This is a genomic window from Salegentibacter maritimus, assembly GCF_016236915.1.
Classification (GTDB): domain Bacteria; phylum Bacteroidota; class Bacteroidia; order Flavobacteriales; family Flavobacteriaceae; genus Salegentibacter; species Salegentibacter maritimus.
Map to the genome: position 1 here is coordinate 39,329 of NZ_JAEHOK010000004.1, position 17,809 is coordinate 57,137.

The window sequence follows — 17,809 nt, forward strand, 5'->3', positions numbered from 1 at the left end:
CTAACTAAAGCTATACCAGAAGTTAGAGGTTAAATTTTCTTTTATAGTACTTAGCATTATACTCAATTACACCATTAGAGTAGTTCTTTAAACTTGCTTTAAATGGTTTAACGCTATAATTCGATTTTACTTTATTAGTCTTTATAAATTGAGCGAGACTGGCAATCCAAATAAGTTTTTCTTCGTAGGTATGACTTCCCTTTATAGGTTTTTTGAAACACAACTTCACTAATTTGGAAAGCAACTTCATATCAAATATTCCCAGTTGAGAAATCTCATTTGAAAGAATTTGATCTTTCAAAGATGGTAAAAGTTCTTTTCTAAATAATTCTCCGTAGTTATGATGACTTTTAGAAAGGCCATCTGGTTCTCCTTCCTTATCGGGATAAACTAATCCAGTTCTAGCCCAGGGAATCTTCAATAATTTAGGCTCATATTTCTCTAAAATCCTCTTATAAATTAAGTCATCTCTTAAATGAGGGTTTAAAGACCAGATAAAACCGAAAACCTTGGGAGCCGTAAACATTTGGTATAAAGGAATTTCTCTATCTATTAAAGACATACAAGAATTTAACATGCGTCGCATATAGTGTAGCTGATAATCTTGCTCTGTTTGTTGATACGGCCTATCTTGAGGAAACAGGCTATGATAGTTTTGAATATCTGCTATATTGTTTTCTTTTACAAAGTTTTTAAAATCACTTCTAAGCAAACCAAAAAAGTTCTTAGTGTCTTCAGTATATTTTCCCAAAGCATTAACCTTCACTCCTGAATACTCTCCTCTTCCAATACTATCACCAAAACTACCTGCTAAAATACAATCGAAATATTTAAAATTGGGCACTTTCTCCATAGCATGTAAGTGAAGTGGAGAGAACTCACACCCCATACTTGCCGTTATAGCGATGTTATTATTCAATTGTACAGTATCTACCGTCAAATGTTCCCATTTCCAGCCAAACATCTGTGTTATCTCAGAAGCATACACAACATCTCTACTGCCCGGCATCCCCCAGGTAATACCAGTAACTTCAACATCTTTATCTATAATATTACTATCTATAAGACTCTTAAGCACACAAGCCACAATCCTACTGTCCATCCCTCCGGTTAGCAGAATTCCTATATTTTTCCCATCGTGCAAATAGTTTTCCATTTCCTCTTTGAGTAGACCAAAAAAGGTGTCCACAATTTCTTCCCTAGAGAACTCTTTTTCAAAATGATTTGGAACACTATAATAAGACCAGGATTTAAAATCTTCCTTTGGCCTTGCCATCCAGGGAGACTTTCTAACTCCCTCAATTATAGTTCGGTCACCCAAAATATAACCGTTACTTAGAACCTGAGCTATAGCTGTAAAATCTATATACTTCTCTTCCCCTATATTATTAATTACCTTATCAAAATCTTCAAATAACTTAATATTCTGGTCTTCCCATATGTAGTAAGGGTTATGAAAACCAAGATGATTATAATATTTAAAATTAATCATGTTCATAGATTTTTTTCATTTTAAAATACTTAAACCACATACCACCTCCCATAATCAATCTCGAAAAGCTTAAGTTTATAGCTGCTCCAATAATTCCAAAGAAGCTAATTAGCGGAAATACCAAAACAAGTCCAATTAAGGATGCTCTAATCGTATTCTTCATTACCAATTTATCGTTACGCTTTACTATAAAATAATTCAACCCAAAAATATCATAAAGAGAAAAGCCTATGATTCCTACAACTAGAATGATAAGTATCAAAAGTGCATCAGGATAGTCTATATTTAAATACCAAAATAAATAAGGGTGAATCAATAATATTCCTATACTTAATATAGAAGTGAATATTAATATTAGTTTCCTATAGTTTCCAAAAACATTTTTTTTCCTATTGATAAGAGGAAAAAAGACTCTCGATAATATATTTATTACTTTAACAGCTAAATCTATTATCCTTTTTATCGCGTCGTAAATACCTACCAGGTTAGTAGTAGTTAAAATCCCCAATAAAAAAGTTGTAGTATTGTTGTAAAGCGTAGGTACAAACTGATTCACAAATACTGGAATATTCTCCTGTATGGTATTCCTAATTTGTCTTTTTTTTAAAAAGACAAACTTTAATTTATATTTTCTCAATAAAATTATTTGTCCTACCAAACCAGCACCAACAAAACCGGCACTTTGTAAAAATGGATATATCCAATAATCTTCCTTTTGCTTTAGAAAGATAAAAACACATACCGTAAAGAAGACTTTTATACCAATGTTTAGGAATGTGATATACTTCATTTTTTCAATACCCTGAAAAAACCATTCAGGAAATAATGCATATCCCAAAAGAAGAGGCATCGATAAAAAGAAAACAAGCATCTCTTCCCTGAAGGGAGGATAAACCAACACAATAACCGTAATAAGAAGATAAGATAGAAGTAAGAATATTGCTTTTATGGTTATTACCTTACTATAAATTAGGTTTAATTTTTTTTGATTGTGTTTAAATATAGCTACATCTCTAGTCGCAGTTATTTTAAAACTAAAATCTGTTACAGATTGGAAATAAGCAATTAAAGATGCGGCTAAAACAATAATTCCATAATTAGAAAAGCCAACTACTCTTAAAACATAAGGAAGCGTTATTAAGGGCAAAATTAGACCAACAACTTGTAAAGCAGAAAGAGAAAAGAAATTTTCAATCAACGTCCTATTATCTTTATTCTTCAATAAAGATTTTAACTTATTCTTCAATTAAACGATCTTATAAATTACAAATTCTCCCAATACCAGTCCACAGCTTCTTTAATTCCTGCTTCAATTTTAAACTGCGGGTCGTAGCCCAATTTTTCTTTTGCTTTTTCGATAGAGGCCAAAGAATGCGGGATATCGCCGGCGCGGTTAGGACCGTGTTTAATTTCTATATCAGCTATTTTTTCATCATATTTTGCCAGGTGCGTTTTAAGCATTTCAGTAAGCTCCAGTAAATTAGTACGATCCCCTACCGCCGTGTTATACACCTGATTTACCGCCTCTCTATTTTCAGTAGTCAATGCTAAAATATTCATTTGCAAAACATTATCGATATACGTAAAATCGCGTGAATAGGTGCCATCGCCATTAATCACAGGGCTTTCGTGTTTCATTAATTGAATAACGAATTTTGGGATTACCGCCGCATAGGCACCGTTGGGATCCTGCTTGCGACCAAAGACATTAAAATAGCGTAAGCCAATAGTGTTTAAGCCATAGGCATCATTAAAAATATCGGCATAAAGTTCATTTACATATTTAGTAATAGCATAGGGAGATAAAGGCTTTCCTATAATATGTTCTACCTTGGGCAAATTTTCAGAATCGCCATAAGTTGAAGAACTTGCAGCATATACAAAACGCTTTACTTCTGCATCGCGAGCGGCCACAAGCATATTTAAAAAACCATTAATATTTACCTCGTTACTGGTAATTGGATCGTTAATAGAACGCGGCACCGAACCCAAAGCAGCCTCATGTAAAACATAGTCCTGATCCTTGCACGCTTTGTTACAGGTTTCCAAATCACGAATATCTCCTTCAATTAATGTAAAATCTTCGTGAGCCATAATTGCATCAAGATTATACTTATGCCCTGTTGCAAAGTTGTCGAGACAGGTTACCTTAGCTTTTCTATTTAAGAGCTCTTCACATAAATTGGAGCCAATGAACCCGGCTCCACCTGTGACCAGTATTTTTTTGTTTGTTAAATTAGTGTAATTCATATATAATTTTGTGTTCTCGGTATTGTTCTCGACACAAAGCATAATGTATCAGCATTTTATACTTTTATTCGAACTGATACCAATCGTTTTTTGTTATCGCTTAAAATCATGAATGCTACCTTCCAGTGCTTTCTGGCTGCGTAATCCTGAAAATAATACTCAAAACTTAATTATTTTAAGTTTCACTGAAACTGACGAAATTTGCCTTACCAAATTCGTCAGTTCCAGCGTCCCAAATTTTCATCAGGGTTACACCCAGATTAAAGCTTCCCGTCTACTTCTTTTAAAACGCCCTTTACATCATAAACAATAGCAGCGTTATTTTTTAAAGGATCTAGGTCTAAACTTAAAAACTCCTGGTGAGCTACTGTCAAGACCACCGCATCATATTTAGCATTGGGTAACTCACGGGTGGTTTCCAAATTATACTCATGTTTTACTTCCTCGGGATTTGCAAGGGGGTCGTAAATAGTAAGTTTGGTGCCATAAGATTGCAGTTCTTCAACCACATCTACCACTCTGGTATTCCGCACATCGGGACAATTCTCTTTAAAAGTGATTCCCAATACCAGGATGTTGGCACCTTTTATCTTAAGCTCATTTTTCAACATTAACTTCACTACTTCTGAAGCCACATGTTTCCCCATAGAATCGTTCATTCTTCTTCCCGCAAGAATAATCTCTGGATGATAACCTATTTCCTGTGCTTTTTGCGCTAGGTAATAAGGGTCTACCCCTATACAATGCCCTCCAACCAAACCGGGTTTAAAAGGAAGAAAGTTCCATTTGGTAGCAGCAGCTTCCAACACATGATTGGTATCTATATCCATCATATTGAAAATTTTCGCCAACTCATTTACAAAAGCAATATTAATATCTCTCTGGGAGTTCTCTATAACCTTAGCGGCTTCGGCCACTTTTATTGTTGGCGCCAAATGGGTACCGGCAGTAATCACTTCTTTATAAAGTGCATCTACCTGCTCTCCTGTTTTAGGGGTTGAGCCTGCGGTAACCTTTAAAATCTTTTCTACAGTATGCTCTTTATCTCCGGGGTTTATTCTTTCGGGAGAATATCCCACAAAAAAATCTTCATTGAATTTAAGTCCGCTGTGCTTTTCCAGTACCGGCACACATTCATCCTCTGTTACACCAGGATAAACCGTAGATTCATATATTACTATATCTCCCTTCTTTAAAACCTTAGCTACAGTTTCACTAGATTTATATAAAGGCGTAAGATCTGGTCGGTTATTTTTATCTATTGGGGTTGGTACAGTAATAACGTAATGATTGCAATCGGCAATTTCTTCCAGGCCGTAGGTAACATATAAGCCTTTAGCAGCTTGAATGGTATTAGATTCCAAATCCTGCTCAGGATAAGAATTACCCGAACTCGATGCCGTTTCCGAGACTTTTCCGTTTAATTGTTCAACAACAATAGGATTTGATTTAAGTAGAACGTTTTGCAGAATTTCATCTTCTACTTCCAGGGTACTATCATGCCCCTGGCGCAATTCTTCTATCCGGGCTTTATTGATATCAAACCCGATTACCGGAAATTTTGTAGCAAACAATCTTGCCAATGGAAGGCCTACATAGCCCAGGCCAATTACAGCAATTTTAGTGTCTTTTTTCATTTTTTGAGAGTTGGTTTATCATTTTTTTTATTTTTAGACAAAAGCATAGCTGTAAACACTTTTTTAAGTGTTTAGTTTTAATAAATAATATTTAAGGATTTTTCTCCGCTGAAACGCGGTTGCGAATTATACCATAAACATTTTTAGTGCTCTTGCAATTGTAGGATTTTGCAAAAGTTGTAATTAATTAATCCCGCTTAAGAACGGGCCGTAGGTTAATTTGTTTGTCCGTAGTCTTTAGACTGTAGACGGTAGATTTGATTTCAAACGGTTTACAGTTATTAGGTGCTCGGTTTTAGTATGGATATACATAGCCGATAACTGCAAGCTGAACATGGCTTCGCCACAGTGAGTCACATTTTGACTCTCACTATTTCTGAATTCAACTTTAAATCTGTTTGTAATATCTTAGAACGACAACAATCAGAAATAATTATAAAAACAGCAATAAATATTTGCTTTCCGTTTAGATTGCCAAAGATAAAGAAGTAAAAAAACCTCAAACAAGCTTTACTTGTTAATTTTTGTAGGAATTTATAGAGCATTCATTATCAAACGACAACAGTTTCATAACACTAAAATATATAGTAAGAGATCTTATTTTTAGTAATAAGTCAAACTCGATCAATAATGTAAAAAATCAGCAATTTTTTATCAAATTAATAATATTCATAATCAAAAAATTTCATATGCCTAAAATACCCCCAATTATATATTTTTTATAAAATCAACATTGCTAAAAACCTTAACATACTCAAGAAGGCTATTAACTATTTTTATACTCCATTTCAAACTAATATTACTGCTTTTCGCAACAAAGCTTCAGGTGGGTTAAAGTTTACCTAAAGCACTTTCATCAATCTCTATTAAAAGGTAGTTTTAACCTATGATTGAGAAAAAAATTTTTAACGATACCGCTACAGCATTTAAATTAAAATCTGATTTAGAACTTAACAGAGCCTTGTTACTATTTAATGTAATGGGAGTTCCTTCCCTCATTAAACCGGGAATTTTTCTAACCAAATTCTCCCTAAAAGCAAAGCTCCCTATACAGCCCCTTATAAAAAATACTATTTTCGATCAGTTTTGTGCAGGTACCAGTAAAGAAGACTGCAAACCGGTTATTAAAGAAATGCATCAGGTAAACCTCTCCAGTATTCTTGATTATTCTGTAGAAGGAAAGAAAACTGAAAAAGAATTTGATTCAGCATTTCGCATAAAAAAAGACCTTATACAATTTGCGAGGGAAGAAACTGAAATTCCTTTTGCAATTTTTAAACCCACCGCACTGGGTAGTTTTGAAATATGGCACAAGCTGAGTTCGCATATTAATCTTAACGATAGCGAAAAGGAAGAATGGAAAAAAACAAAAGCCCGCGTAGAAAATCTATGTAAAGAAGCCCATAAACACGGTGTTAGATTATATGCCGATGCCGAAGAAAGTTGGATGCAGGATGCAGCCGATGACCTTATGGAAGAAATGATGGAGAAATACAATACTGAAAAGGCTTTAATTTTTAATACTTTTCAATGTTATCGTTGGGATCGTTTAGACTATTTAAAAGAGCTGCATTCCAGAGCGAAAGAAAAAGGCTTTAAAATAGGTGCTAAAATAGTTCGCGGCGCTTATATGGAAAAAGAGAATAAACGAGCCAAAAAATACGGCAAGAAATCCCCTATTTGCGAAAATAAAAAAGCAACCGATCTTCATTTTAACAATGTGTTGGCCTATTGTCTTGATAATATTGAGGATATCGCAGTTTTTATAGGGACCCATAATGAAGTGAGTAATTATTTAGCCCTACAAATTATGGAAGACCAGGGTATTACTAAAGACGATCCCAGGGTTTGGTTTAGTCAGTTATACGGAATGAGCGATCAAATTAGTTATAATCTTGCCAACAAAAATTATAATACTGCCAAATTAGTTCCCTTTGGGCCGGTTAAAGATGTAGTTCCTTATCTTTTAAGGCGGGCTGAAGAAAATTCTTCTGTTGAAGGACAAACCAACAGAGAGCTTAATCTACTTCGCAGGGAAAAGAAAAGAAGGAAAATGGCCTCGGAAGCAAGTAAAAACGACGTTAGGAGACAGGCTTAGGCTGAACTTGGCTGTTTTTAAGTAGTCTTTTAGCGTTAGGCTTTTGTAGGTTTGGAATTGAGTGATTAGTTAATTGGTTAAATAGTTAATATGTTAACTCTAGATTCGTTGGTTCGTTATTCGAATAAGGAAAGATTTGCCTAATGGTCTATGCATTAAATAGAAACTTGCAGAAATCACGGACGGCATACTAAGTTACCGCATACAAACACTGCCAACTGCCTACTAAACTACTGCTCATTGAGACTCCCTACTGCACACTGAATTACTGCGTACTGAACAAGAAACCCTTCCACCACCTCTACGATGTGCCACCTTCCCTTAGAAAAGGAAGGTGCTGCTGAATTTTGGTAACCAAAATCCATAAAACTGCAAACTGTTTACTGAATACTGCCTACTAAATTACTGCCTACTAGAATAGTCTATCCCCAATTCGTTGTCACGAACTTTCCTTAATTTAGAATTAAGCGCCTCCTTCATTTTTAAAACAACATCGGAATACAAAGGATTATAAGCTAAATTATTAAACTGTTGCGGATCAATTTCCATATCGTATAACTCCATGCCCGATCCGGCATCTTCATCATATTGAATATAGGCCCATTTTTTATTCCTAATTAAAAATGACTTCCCACCCTGGGTTACCGAGAATATCATATCCCGAACTTCAAAATCTGGATCATCTAAAGTTTTTCCAATATCCATTCCCTGCAGGTCTTTAGAGGCCTTAAGTCCTACCAGGTTGGCCACAGTTGGATATAAGTCCAGTAGCTCTACAAACGAATGACTCACTGCCGGTTTTTTCCCGGGAACTTTTATTATTAAGGGTACCCGAACCGATTCTTCGTGTAAGCTTACCTTCATCCAAAAGCGATGCTCATTTAAATGAAACCCATGATCTGAAGTAAAAATAACAATGGTGTTATCTTCCAAACCTTCATCTTCCAAAGTTTGTAGTACCTTACCCACCTGAGCATCCATAAAAGAAACAGAGGCATAATAGCCTGCTATAGCTTTTTTCTCCTGTGCTTCCGTCATTTTTGCATTTACGCTGGTTACATAATTAATTCCGCGTTGCGGAATATCATCCCAATCGTTTTCCACCTGGGGAGGCAATATCATTTCCTGGTAGGGATAAGGCTCAAAATATTTTTCAGGAGCTACAAACGGTACATGCGGACGAACAAAACCAACTGCCAAAAAGAAAGGTTCATCTTTATGCTTTTTAATTAAGTTGATTGCTGTTTTTGCCGTTTTCCCATCAGATTGAATAGTATCATGCCCTTCTGCTTTTACTATAGTCATAACATTACCACCCTGGCGTGGCTTATGTCCATAAGGATTATTCTGTGCCAGTTCTGCCTCTCCTTCCGATTTCCATTCGGCTGCCTGACTGTTAAAACGTTCTGTCCAGGAAGCAGCATCATCTTCGCCATGAGCACCTGTTTCTATATCTATAGGAACACCCATATGATAAATCTTACTCACCCTGGCCGAATAATAACCATTATCTTTAAATAGTTGAGGCCAGGATTTTCTGTGGGGACCCATATTTTCTCTTCCACTCACATATCCATAAGTGGTACTTGCAGTTGGATAATACCCAAACATCATAGATGCCCTGGATGGTCCACAAACCGGATATTGCGAATAAGCACGAGTATACTTCACCCCTTCAGAAGCAAGCTTATCTATATTAGGAGTTTCCGGTACCGGATTCCCATAAGCTGAAACCGCAGTGGTGGTAAGATCATCTGCAATAATGAAAAGAACATTATATTTCTTTGATTCTTGCGCCTGAATTGTGGTTAAACCTATAAAAAAAGAAAAAAGTATTATTCTAATCATTGTTGATGTCTTTATATTGAATCATTTCCTATTAATGGGTTTTCGTCGTGATTTTCTGCTATTAACATAAATAAAATCTCTATTATAATATTTCCTCTAAAATAGAATAACGAACATTAAACAGATACTGATATTATAATTTTTGCCTTAAAAAAATTAAAATCTAAGACTAATCTTTAGCTTAAAAGATATAAATATCTTCGGCTTTTGAACAATAAAAAAGCCTACATTCCCATGTAGGCTTTTTACTTTTGTGACCCCGGCAGGATTCAAACCTAACTTGCGCATCTTAGAACTAGAAAGGATTACGTTGAATTATAGCTTCAAGGTCACCTTTTAGGTATCTTTAATTTTAAACTAATTTGTGGTAATTTGACTTCAATTTTCTAAAAATACAAAATTATTGGCTTTGGCGATAAAAAATGAAATTATAATTAAAGGCTGCAACACCCTACCTTCAAAAAGTGAAATGCATTAGTTATCTCCATTAGCATAACGTTCTAGAAGCTCTCATCCAAACTTTTATTTGAAGTCAAAAAAATAGTGCTACCAGGATAATTTAAGCAGCACTACCTATAATTAATCCAAAAACTAAGACCTAAGAATTATCGTCTATTCCTGCATCGGGTGCATTCTTTTTCACTGAAGTAATTCCATTTTCCATAGCATTTAGGGTAGTGTAAACTTCGCTTGTGCCGATAACCTGACCGTTAGTTGACTTCAGATTGAATCTATGACCAGAAGCCGTTTCTTTACGTTCAAAAAGTTCATCCAACTGAGAATTTTTCCGAACAGACTCTATCCCATTCATACAAGAGGGCTTTGCTTTGTAGCCTTCGCTGCTTAAAATCACTTGACCATTTCTGGCCTTTAGGTTAAAACGGAATTCTCCTGCTTTATCTTTTTTAATCTCAAATTTACCCATAGTAATAATTGGTTTTTAATGTACTTTTTAAAGATAAGAAAATTGAGTCAAATAAAAATCTTTAACAATGCCTTCTCTATCAGCCTAAATTTCACATAGCAATTAATACATACTGTTAGAATTGGTAATTACAAATACGCAGAACAGAGAATTAATATTATATAATCATTCAGCACATTAGCCTTCCGTACCTCCAGGCTAAAGAGCTTCATTCACTGGCACCGGACACAAGCGAAAAATCTTCACCTTCCATTTCGCTTATTCCGCAAAAACGGCGGAATGCTTCATTCTCGGTTCTGGTTTCCACTTAAGTCCTCAAATTGGATTCCATAATTAATTTAATTCCGCTTCCTGCTCCTTCCCTACTCTTCCATTTACCTATTTGAAGTATTCCCGGCCTTCACTGCCACTACCTTTTTTTGTAATGCAAAATACCAAGTTTTAGAAGTTAGTCCAGACTGCATAAAGCCGGTTTCTGCGCTCCCTTTTTATAAGTCCTCCCTAATTCTAAATCTTGAAAATGTATCAGCATCAAAAAAAGGTAACAGTGAAGGCGCTACGGAAAGTAAATCTAAAAACGGAAAAATGAAATCATACAAATCCACAAAAAGGAAGCGGAATTAAAAAATCAAAAAAGGAAAACGCTCAGGATACAATAAGTAAATCAGTTAAAAATCAATTATAAACCTTTAAATCTTTTAGTTATGAAAACGCTTAGAAACACAGTACAGTTAATTGGAAACGTAGGGGAAGATCCAAAATCTCACAGGTTTGAAAACGGTATGTTGGTTTGCCGATTCTCTCTGGCCACCAATGAACAATTTTTTAAAGACGGAGAGAAAACTCAGGAAACACAATGGCACCAGCTTGTAGCCTGGAGTAAGCAGGCAGAACTAGCTAGTAAGTATATCGCTAAGGGAAAGGAAATTGCTATTAAAGGCAAATTAACTTATCGCACGTATAACAATGAAGCTGGAGAGAAACAGTACATCACCGAAATTCTAGTAGATGAGATCCTTTTATTGGGTAACTCCGCAAAGGATAGTTAAATCAAAAAACAAAGAGGGCGTCATCGTCGAAAAGTGCGCCCTCTTTCATTATCTAACTTTAAACAAATCAATAATGGAAACCAAAGTTAATGAAATTGCAATAAGTTACAGCGGAAGTATTAAAACAAAATTGCTTCCCAAAATATCTTCTTCCCGTGATGCCGCCAACCTTCTTTTTGAGCATTGGGATAAACAAAACATTGAACTCTTTGAAAGTTTTAAAATGTTACTACTTAATAATTCAAACAAGGTAAAAGGTATTTATACACTTTCTACAGGTGGTATCACCGGAACTTTAGTGGATATAAGAATTGTATTCGCGGTAGTCCTTAAGTCTGTAACTACCTCTATAATTTTAGCCCATAACCATCCATCGGGAACCCTTCAGCCCAGTCAACCCGATAAACTGCTGACTGAAAAGATTAAAAAAGCCGGGGAACTTTTTGATATAAAAGTTTTGGATCACATCATTCTAACACCCGAAGGAGATTATTTCAGTTTTGCCGATGATGGGATATTATAACCATAAATAATTAGATTTTAAAAACGGATTATGAAGTTCATGATCCGTTTTTGATTTTACGAAATTCTCAAACATTTGCTCATTTTTCTATAGTTAACTCCAAAGATTTTCTCTTCAAATCATAAAAAGCAGGATTCAGTTTTTAAACATTTAAAAGGCTATTAAATTCATTTTAATAGTCAAAATTTTTGTCCCTGCGGGACGAAAAGGTAGAGCAAGAGGGTAACGGGCAAAGCCACGTTAAGAAATACCTTTTAAAACACAAGTAGCTGTTTAACAGTTATTTAAATAATTTTATTCAAGGATAAAATTTAAAAAGAAGTTGTTTTATTACTAAAAACCTTTGAAACCCATTGAAAAATGGTAGAAATTTTACTAAAAAATGGATGAAGAATATAAAAAAGAGAAGTTCGAGACTCTTAAGATCAAGACTTCAGTAGCCAAAAAATTTAGAAGGTTCAGCCGGGCTTTATCTAAATCCCAATCAATGACACTATTATCGATGGTCGATTTTTTTGAAATAAATAGTATTTCCCCAAATGAAATGATGGGTCCAAAAATGCAGACTCTGGAAAACCTAGTCAAAAAAAGAATAAATGCAGTAATCGCAATTTTGAAAGATATAGAGAAAAATAAAGTAAACCCCACTTTAGGCATTTTGGAATCTCTAATGGAAGCTGCAGATCCCAAAAATAACTACGAAAATCGGATAAGGGACTATGAGGAAGACGATACTCATCCCGATTTTTATAAATAAACCTATTATGTATATCACTATCACACCTCAGAAACTGGGCGCAAATTATTCTCAAAGTGCCGCAGATTATGTCGATTACCTGGAAAAAGAGAATCAGCTTCCTGGTATAGAAGAAAAGGATCAGGAGCTTTTTTTCAATCAGAAGGAGGATGAAATTTCTCCGGAAATAGTTGTAAAGGAAATAGATGCCAATACGGCTAAACTGGAAAAGATGGAACCAAAATTTTATTCTATTACCGTAAACCCATCACAATATGAGTTGAAAAAACTACAAAACAGTTCTGAAGCTTTAAAACAATATACCAGGGCAATTATGAAAGATTATGCCTCCAGCTTTAATCGAGAGATTAATGGTAGACCAATTAATGTAAACGATATTAAATATTTCGCAAAGATCGAACACCACAGAACATTTAAAGGCACCGATTACCAGGTAAGGGAAAATCAGCCTTATGCCACAAAAATACTGGAACTCAAAAATGAAATTCGGAAAATAGAACGTGGTGAAATGCAAGGCAGCATAAGATCCAGGGAACAGCAGATTATTAATTTGGAAAGGGAAGCTCCCCACCAGCAAAACGGTCAACGTATTGCCCAGGGAATGCTTAAGGATGGAAAACAGAGCCATATTCATATTATTGTAAGCCGAAAGGATGTTTCCAATTCCCATAGCCTATCGCCTGGTAGTAAATACAAAGCTTCTGAGGTTGAACTGAATGGTAAACTGGTGAAAAGAGGATTTAACAGGGATGATTTTTTCAAAAAAGCAGAAAAGACATTTGATAAACAATTTCAATATCAACGTAATTTTGTAGAAACTTACCAGGCCAGGAAAGTTTTTATAAAGAGTCCGAAAGCATATTTTTCTGCTATTATGGGATTGCCCGCATCTGAAAAAGCCCTGGCAATAAAAATGCTTAGAGAAACCGGTATCCCCTTGCCGCCTGTAATTCCTCTTTCTAAGGCCCAGCTAAGCGTGAAACTGATAAAAACAATTCAGAAAGGCATCCTAACAGCTTCAAGATCTGCATCAATAGGAATTTAAATCAACCAGCTATGGAAGTCAATTTTCTAAATATTATCTTATGCATTGCAATCGGGAGCGGGATTTTCTTCCGAATGTATAAAATCACCTCTTTTGCATTTCTTAAGAATCTATTTGTAGGTGGTTTGTTCCTTTGGGCACTTTTACCGAATGATCCTTCATTAAAGGAAATAGCTAACATAGCCCTTTACTTGGGATGTCCTCTTATTTTAAGCAATACGGTTCTTTATGTTTTTATCTCCACGAATGAAAAATCAAATATCGAAACTAAATACCAGGTTCAATTTAAGACTGAGAGTGGATCCTTTAAAATTAATAATATTAAACGCGGAGTTTCTGTAATTGGTGCTGCAGGTAGTGGTAAAACAGAAAGTGTTGTATATAACCTTTTGCAACATTTCAACCGAAATTCTTTCTGCGGACTTATACACGACTACAAAGATTTTGAGATTACCGAAATGGCCTTTCCCCTATTTAAAAATCGAAATCTGGAGTTCTATATACTTTCCTTTGATAAAATAATTCATAGGGTAAATCCTATTGCACCAAGGTATATGGAGAATGAGGAAGATATTAATGAGGTTTCTCGTGTTTTGATTGAGAACCTATTGGAACAAAAAGAATCGGGTGCGGTAGGCGTAGGAAAATTTTTTAATGATGCTGCGCAAGGACTAATCTCCGGATTAATATGGAAACTAAAGGTTTCATTTCCGAAATTTTGTACCCTCCCTCACCTCATTGCGATTTATCAATATTTGGACACCGATGAGCTTATTGGTTTTTTAAAATCAAACCAAACTTCACGGGCATTTGCAGATGCTTTTATAAGCGGTAAAGATTCCGAAAAACAAACTGCGGGGGTAAAGAGTACCCTTTCAACAGCTTTGATGAAAATTAGCAGTAAACGGATTTTTATGGCTTTGGCTGCAGATGATATTCCGCTAAATATTAATAATAAAGATAACCCGGCGGTAATCTCGCTAGTAAATAATCCCAAATACGATTCCTCCTATTCCCCGGTGATCGCTACGGTAATGCATACTATTGTAAAACAAATGAGCGTGAGGCACTCCAAATCATCTTTCATACTTATTGAAGAAGCGCCAACCATACGGTTGTTAAATATGCATCGTATTCCTGCCACTCTTAGAAGCTATGATATAGCAACCGTATATGTGATGCAGGATAAGATTCAGAATGATATGATGTATGGAGACAAAGCCAGTAAGGCAATTTTAAGTAATCTTTCCTATCAGTTTTTCGGAAAAGTTAATGACCCAGATACAGCGCGGTTTTATGAACGATTTTTCGAAATTATAAAAGATGAAACAAAAACAGTAATGCGGGGTACCGGTTTAGATTTCGATACTAAAATATCAACGGGCGAAAAAGAAATTTACAAAGTAAGAGCGAATGTGTTTTTTGGTTTAAAACAAGGAGAGTTTATCACATACGCCGATGGGAAGGATAAAAAAGTACATTTTAAGCAGCAGCTAATTGAAAGGGAACTGCCTGAAGGAGGGCAATTCTTTTCAGATGAGGAAATCAATGAAAATTATATAAAAATATATAGAGAGGTGCGTAATATCTGTAAGTCTTTTAAGGAAAAGAAAAAAAGTACGAAACCTGATGAAGCGGCTTCAAAAAATTAAAATAACTTGCCCTGTTCCCCTGCTCCATCATCCACAGGTTCTAAAAATTCTGGGGTATTGGTATTAATCTCACGTTTATAAATATTGGCTACCGAATGAGATTTAAATTCTTCCTTAATAAAACCGTGTTTTACCAGGTCTAAAATGCCTTTATCTGATAAATCTTCCCGTAACCATTCTCCTTCAAAAGCAGGGTCTAATACTAAAGGCATCCGTTTTTTCTTATTATGAATTTTTTCAAAAAAATCGTTAGCTTCAGTAGTCACCAGGCTAACATTCCAATATTCATCATCAAATTCATTATAAATACCGGCAAAACAAAAAAGCTTTCTGTTTTCCAAATAACAATATTTGGGAACCGGCTTAGCTTTAAAATTATCATTTGGGTAATGGGGTTCAAAAAAGCCATCCGCCAGGATTAAACAGCGCCGTTTTCTTGCTGGTTCTTTAAAAAGTTTAGAGTGAAGCAAACTTTCTCCTCTCGCATTAAGGGTATTATAATCTTTTCGGAAATCGATAATATCTATCCCTGGTTGATTGGGAAATAAGCCCCACTCCATAGGATATATATGTGAAGGATCTTCAATTGGTAAGCAAAAAAGGTTTGGATGAGTATAGCCTGAAAGATGATAATATGGTTCGTAGGTTCCATAATATAAAAGTTCAGCACCGGTATGTTTTTCAATAGCTGCTAATTTTTTAGTAAGACTGGTTTCGTAACACATTTTAAAAAATTTGGATTATATCCTATTATTTGGAAATTTACCTACTTTTGTTTCTTAATTCGTAATTAATGAAAATTTACAAAAAATATTCGCTTCATAATTTAATAATGCCACTTTCTTCTTGTGGGATTTCTGCCGGTTTTCCGTCCCCGGCAGAAGATCATTTAGAAGATATTATTGACCTCAACCAACAACTCATTAGAAATAAAGAAGCTACATTCTTTGGTAGAGCTGAAGGCGATAGTATGATCGGTGCCGGAATTGGTAATGGTGATCTTCTGGTAATCGATAAAAGTTTAAGACCCAAAAATGATAACATCGCGGTATGTTTCTTAGATGGGGAATTTACCGTTAAGCGAATTAAGATCGAAAAGGATATCATCTGGCTTGTAGCTGAAAATGAAAAATATCAACCCATTAAAGTCACTTCAGAAAATGATTTTGTGATATGGGGCATTGTGACGCACTGCATAAAAGACCTGTAATATGTTTGCTTTGGTAGATTGTAATAATTTTTACGCAAGTTGTGAGCGGGTTTTTGATCCTTCTTTACGTAATAAGCCAGTGGTTGTATTATCCAATAACGATGGCTGTGTTATTGCGCGCAGTAATGAAGCCAAAGCATTGGGTATTCCAATGGGCGCACCGGCCTTTCAATTTGAAAAAGATTTTGAAGCTAAAGGAATTTCCGTTTTCTCCAGTAATTATTCGCTTTACGGAGATATGAGCGGACGAGTAATGAATATCCTCTCTCAATTTACACCTGAAATAGAAATATACTCCATAGACGAATCTTTTCTGAAGTTTAATGGCTTTGAATTATATGACCTGGAACGAATTGGAAAAGAAATGGTTGAACGTGTTCTAAGTCATACGGGAATTCCAATTAGTGTTGGTTTAGCGCCTACAAAAGCCCTGGCCAAAATTGCTAATAAGATAGCCAAGAAATTCGCTGATCGTACCGGTAGTGTTTACGCGATAGATTCTGAAGAAAAGAAAGAAAAAGCATTGCGTTGGACAAAGATTGGTGATGTATGGGGAATTGGGCGACAGCATGAAAAACGATTATTAAATATCAATGTGAAAAATGCCTGGGAATTTATTCAGCTTCCCAATGAATATGCTCAGAAAGAAATGAGCGTTGTGGGTTTGCGGCTGAAAAGGGATCTATCTGGCGAATCTACACTGGATTTTGAAGAAGTAAAGAATAAAAAGAATATTGCGGTTACCAGAAGCTTTGAAAGAATGTATAGCGATTTTGATGATCTGAGGGAGCGGGTAGCTACTTATGCAGCCAAAGCTGCGGCAAAACTTCGCAAACAGGATTCAAACTGCACTTTAGTATATGTGTTCTTAATTACCAACCCCTTTAGAACCGACCTCAAGCAATACAGAACTAATATGGTGGTTAAACTTTCCCATCCTACACATTCTACATTGGTTTTGACTAAAGCTGCTTTATACGGACTTAAAAAAATATATAAACCCGGCTACCAGTACAAAAAAGCAGGGATAATCATAATGGGAATTTCTCCTGCTTCTGAAAGCCAGCTTTCCTTATTTTCTGAAGAAGATCCCAGGCACCAATTGCTGATGAAAACTATAGACCGGCTAAACAAAGTAGAAAACGGAAAAGTGAAATTTGCTGGAATGGATCTTGGCCGCACCTGGAAGATGAAACAGGAAAGATTGTCAAATCGGTATACCAGCAGGATTGGTGAGATTATTAAGATTAAGTGTAAATAGATAAAAAAGAAGTTTTCATTCTAAATTTTTATGAGAGCTTTTTTTTAACTATAACATTATAA

Annotated in this window: 15 protein-coding genes; 8 read left to right on the forward strand and 7 right to left on the reverse strand. The window is 35.3% G+C overall.

Annotated elements, in window-relative coordinates; translation table 11 throughout:
• Nucleotides 1–22: 22 nt before the first annotated feature.
• The 4 genes from I6U49_RS04265 to I6U49_RS04280 form a co-directional block, all read right to left on the reverse strand.
• Nucleotides 23–1,492 (reverse strand): asparagine synthase-related protein, encoded by a 1,470-nt coding sequence (locus I6U49_RS04265; RefSeq protein WP_198627709.1) that lies wholly within the window; start codon nt 1,490–1,492, stop codon nt 23–25.
• A complete protein-coding gene (locus I6U49_RS04270; protein ID WP_198627710.1) occupies nt 1,485–2,738 on the reverse strand; it encodes an oligosaccharide flippase family protein in 1,254 nt (417 codons plus the stop codon). Before I6U49_RS04270 ends, I6U49_RS04265 begins: the two co-directional genes overlap by 8 nt.
• A gap of 17 nt (nt 2,739–2,755) precedes the next feature.
• The gene (locus I6U49_RS04275; RefSeq protein WP_198627711.1) at nt 2,756–3,742 is read right to left on the reverse strand and encodes an SDR family oxidoreductase; all 987 of its coding nucleotides are present in this window, start codon (nt 3,740–3,742) and stop codon (nt 2,756–2,758) included.
• Nucleotides 3,743–4,002: 260 nt separating this feature from the next.
• A complete protein-coding gene (locus I6U49_RS04280; RefSeq protein WP_198627712.1) occupies nt 4,003–5,379 on the reverse strand; it encodes a nucleotide sugar dehydrogenase in 1,377 nt (458 codons plus the stop codon).
• 886 nt (nt 5,380–6,265) lie between these two features.
• Between I6U49_RS04280 and I6U49_RS04285 the strand changes: the two genes are divergently transcribed.
• The gene (locus tag I6U49_RS04285; protein ID WP_198627713.1) at nt 6,266–7,477 is read left to right on the forward strand and encodes a proline dehydrogenase family protein; all 1,212 of its coding nucleotides are present in this window, start codon (nt 6,266–6,268) and stop codon (nt 7,475–7,477) included.
• A 402-nt stretch (nt 7,478–7,879) separates the two neighbouring features.
• Here I6U49_RS04285 and I6U49_RS04290 read toward each other — a convergent pair whose 3' ends face one another.
• Together I6U49_RS04290 and I6U49_RS04295 are read right to left on the reverse strand one after the other, a co-directional pair.
• Complete coding sequence (locus I6U49_RS04290; RefSeq protein ID WP_198627714.1) at nt 7,880–9,325, reverse strand: sulfatase; 1,446 nt, start codon at nt 9,323–9,325, stop codon at nt 7,880–7,882.
• 598 nt (nt 9,326–9,923) lie between these two features.
• Entirely contained in the window at nt 9,924–10,250 is a 327-nt protein-coding gene (locus I6U49_RS04295; RefSeq protein WP_198627715.1) for a YegP family protein, read from the reverse strand.
• Between the two features lie 704 nt (nt 10,251–10,954).
• Between I6U49_RS04295 and I6U49_RS04300 the strand changes: the two genes are divergently transcribed.
• From I6U49_RS04300 to I6U49_RS04320, 5 genes are all read left to right on the forward strand, one after another.
• Nucleotides 10,955–11,299 carry a single-stranded DNA-binding protein gene (locus I6U49_RS04300; RefSeq protein WP_198627716.1) on the forward strand — a complete coding sequence of 115 codons (345 nt, stop codon included), beginning with the start codon at nt 10,955–10,957 and terminating at the stop codon, nt 11,297–11,299.
• Between the two features lie 73 nt (nt 11,300–11,372).
• Complete coding sequence (locus I6U49_RS04305; RefSeq protein WP_198627717.1) at nt 11,373–11,822, forward strand: JAB domain-containing protein; 450 nt, start codon at nt 11,373–11,375, stop codon at nt 11,820–11,822.
• A gap of 382 nt (nt 11,823–12,204) precedes the next feature.
• Nucleotides 12,205–12,579 (forward strand): BfmA/BtgA family mobilization protein, encoded by a 375-nt coding sequence (locus tag I6U49_RS04310; RefSeq protein ID WP_198627718.1) that lies wholly within the window; start codon nt 12,205–12,207, stop codon nt 12,577–12,579.
• Between the two features lie 7 nt (nt 12,580–12,586).
• On the forward strand, nt 12,587–13,624 hold the full coding sequence (mobB, locus tag I6U49_RS04315; protein WP_198627719.1) for a MobB family relaxase: 1,038 nt from the start codon (nt 12,587–12,589) through the stop codon (nt 13,622–13,624).
• A gap of 11 nt (nt 13,625–13,635) precedes the next feature.
• On the forward strand, nt 13,636–15,276 hold the full coding sequence (locus I6U49_RS04320; RefSeq protein ID WP_198627720.1) for a type IV secretory system conjugative DNA transfer family protein: 1,641 nt from the start codon (nt 13,636–13,638) through the stop codon (nt 15,274–15,276).
• On the opposite strand, the gene I6U49_RS04325 is transcribed toward I6U49_RS04320, so the two are convergent.
• Complete coding sequence (locus I6U49_RS04325) at nt 15,273–16,001, reverse strand: SOS response-associated peptidase (RefSeq protein WP_198627721.1); 729 nt, start codon at nt 15,999–16,001, stop codon at nt 15,273–15,275. The genes I6U49_RS04320 and I6U49_RS04325 overlap by 4 nt on opposite strands.
• Nucleotides 16,002–16,069: 68 nt before the next feature.
• Here I6U49_RS04325 and I6U49_RS04330 point away from each other — a divergent pair, with 68 nt between their 5' ends.
• Nucleotides 16,070–16,486: a LexA family protein gene (locus I6U49_RS04330; protein ID WP_198627722.1), complete on the forward strand. Its 417-nt coding sequence runs from the start codon at nt 16,070–16,072 to the stop codon at nt 16,484–16,486.
• 1 nt (nt 16,487) lies between these two features.
• Nucleotides 16,488–17,747 carry a Y-family DNA polymerase gene (locus I6U49_RS04335; protein WP_198627723.1) on the forward strand — a complete coding sequence of 420 codons (1,260 nt, stop codon included), beginning with the start codon at nt 16,488–16,490 and terminating at the stop codon, nt 17,745–17,747.
• Nucleotides 17,748–17,809 lie beyond the last annotated feature (62 nt).

What these genes read in the sequence shown, in the direction of transcription:
- I6U49_RS04265 (WP_198627709.1), bottom strand. Translation starts at nt 1,492, where the DNA reads ATGATTAATTTTAAATATTATAATCATCTTGGTTTTCATAACCCTTAC.
- I6U49_RS04325 (WP_198627721.1), bottom strand. Translation starts at nt 16,001, where the DNA reads ATGTGTTACGAAACCAGTCTTACTAAAAAATTAGCAGCTATTGAAAAA.
- I6U49_RS04300 (WP_198627716.1), top strand. Translation starts at nt 10,955, where the DNA reads ATGAAAACGCTTAGAAACACAGTACAGTTAATTGGAAACGTAGGGGAA.
- I6U49_RS04330 (WP_198627722.1), top strand. Translation starts at nt 16,070, where the DNA reads ATGAAAATTTACAAAAAATATTCGCTTCATAATTTAATAATGCCACTT.
- I6U49_RS04290 (WP_198627714.1), bottom strand. Translation starts at nt 9,325, where the DNA reads ATGATTAGAATAATACTTTTTTCTTTTTTTATAGGTTTAACCACAATT.
- I6U49_RS04335 (WP_198627723.1), top strand. Translation starts at nt 16,488, where the DNA reads ATGTTTGCTTTGGTAGATTGTAATAATTTTTACGCAAGTTGTGAGCGG.
- I6U49_RS04285 (WP_198627713.1), top strand. Translation starts at nt 6,266, where the DNA reads ATGATTGAGAAAAAAATTTTTAACGATACCGCTACAGCATTTAAATTA.
- I6U49_RS04320 (WP_198627720.1), top strand. Translation starts at nt 13,636, where the DNA reads ATGGAAGTCAATTTTCTAAATATTATCTTATGCATTGCAATCGGGAGC.
- mobB (WP_198627719.1), top strand. Translation starts at nt 12,587, where the DNA reads ATGTATATCACTATCACACCTCAGAAACTGGGCGCAAATTATTCTCAA.
- I6U49_RS04310 (WP_198627718.1), top strand. Translation starts at nt 12,205, where the DNA reads ATGGATGAAGAATATAAAAAAGAGAAGTTCGAGACTCTTAAGATCAAG.
- I6U49_RS04280 (WP_198627712.1), bottom strand. Translation starts at nt 5,379, where the DNA reads ATGAAAAAAGACACTAAAATTGCTGTAATTGGCCTGGGCTATGTAGGC.
- I6U49_RS04275 (WP_198627711.1), bottom strand. Translation starts at nt 3,742, where the DNA reads ATGAATTACACTAATTTAACAAACAAAAAAATACTGGTCACAGGTGGA.
- I6U49_RS04305 (WP_198627717.1), top strand. Translation starts at nt 11,373, where the DNA reads ATGGAAACCAAAGTTAATGAAATTGCAATAAGTTACAGCGGAAGTATT.
- I6U49_RS04295 (WP_198627715.1), bottom strand. Translation starts at nt 10,250, where the DNA reads ATGGGTAAATTTGAGATTAAAAAAGATAAAGCAGGAGAATTCCGTTTT.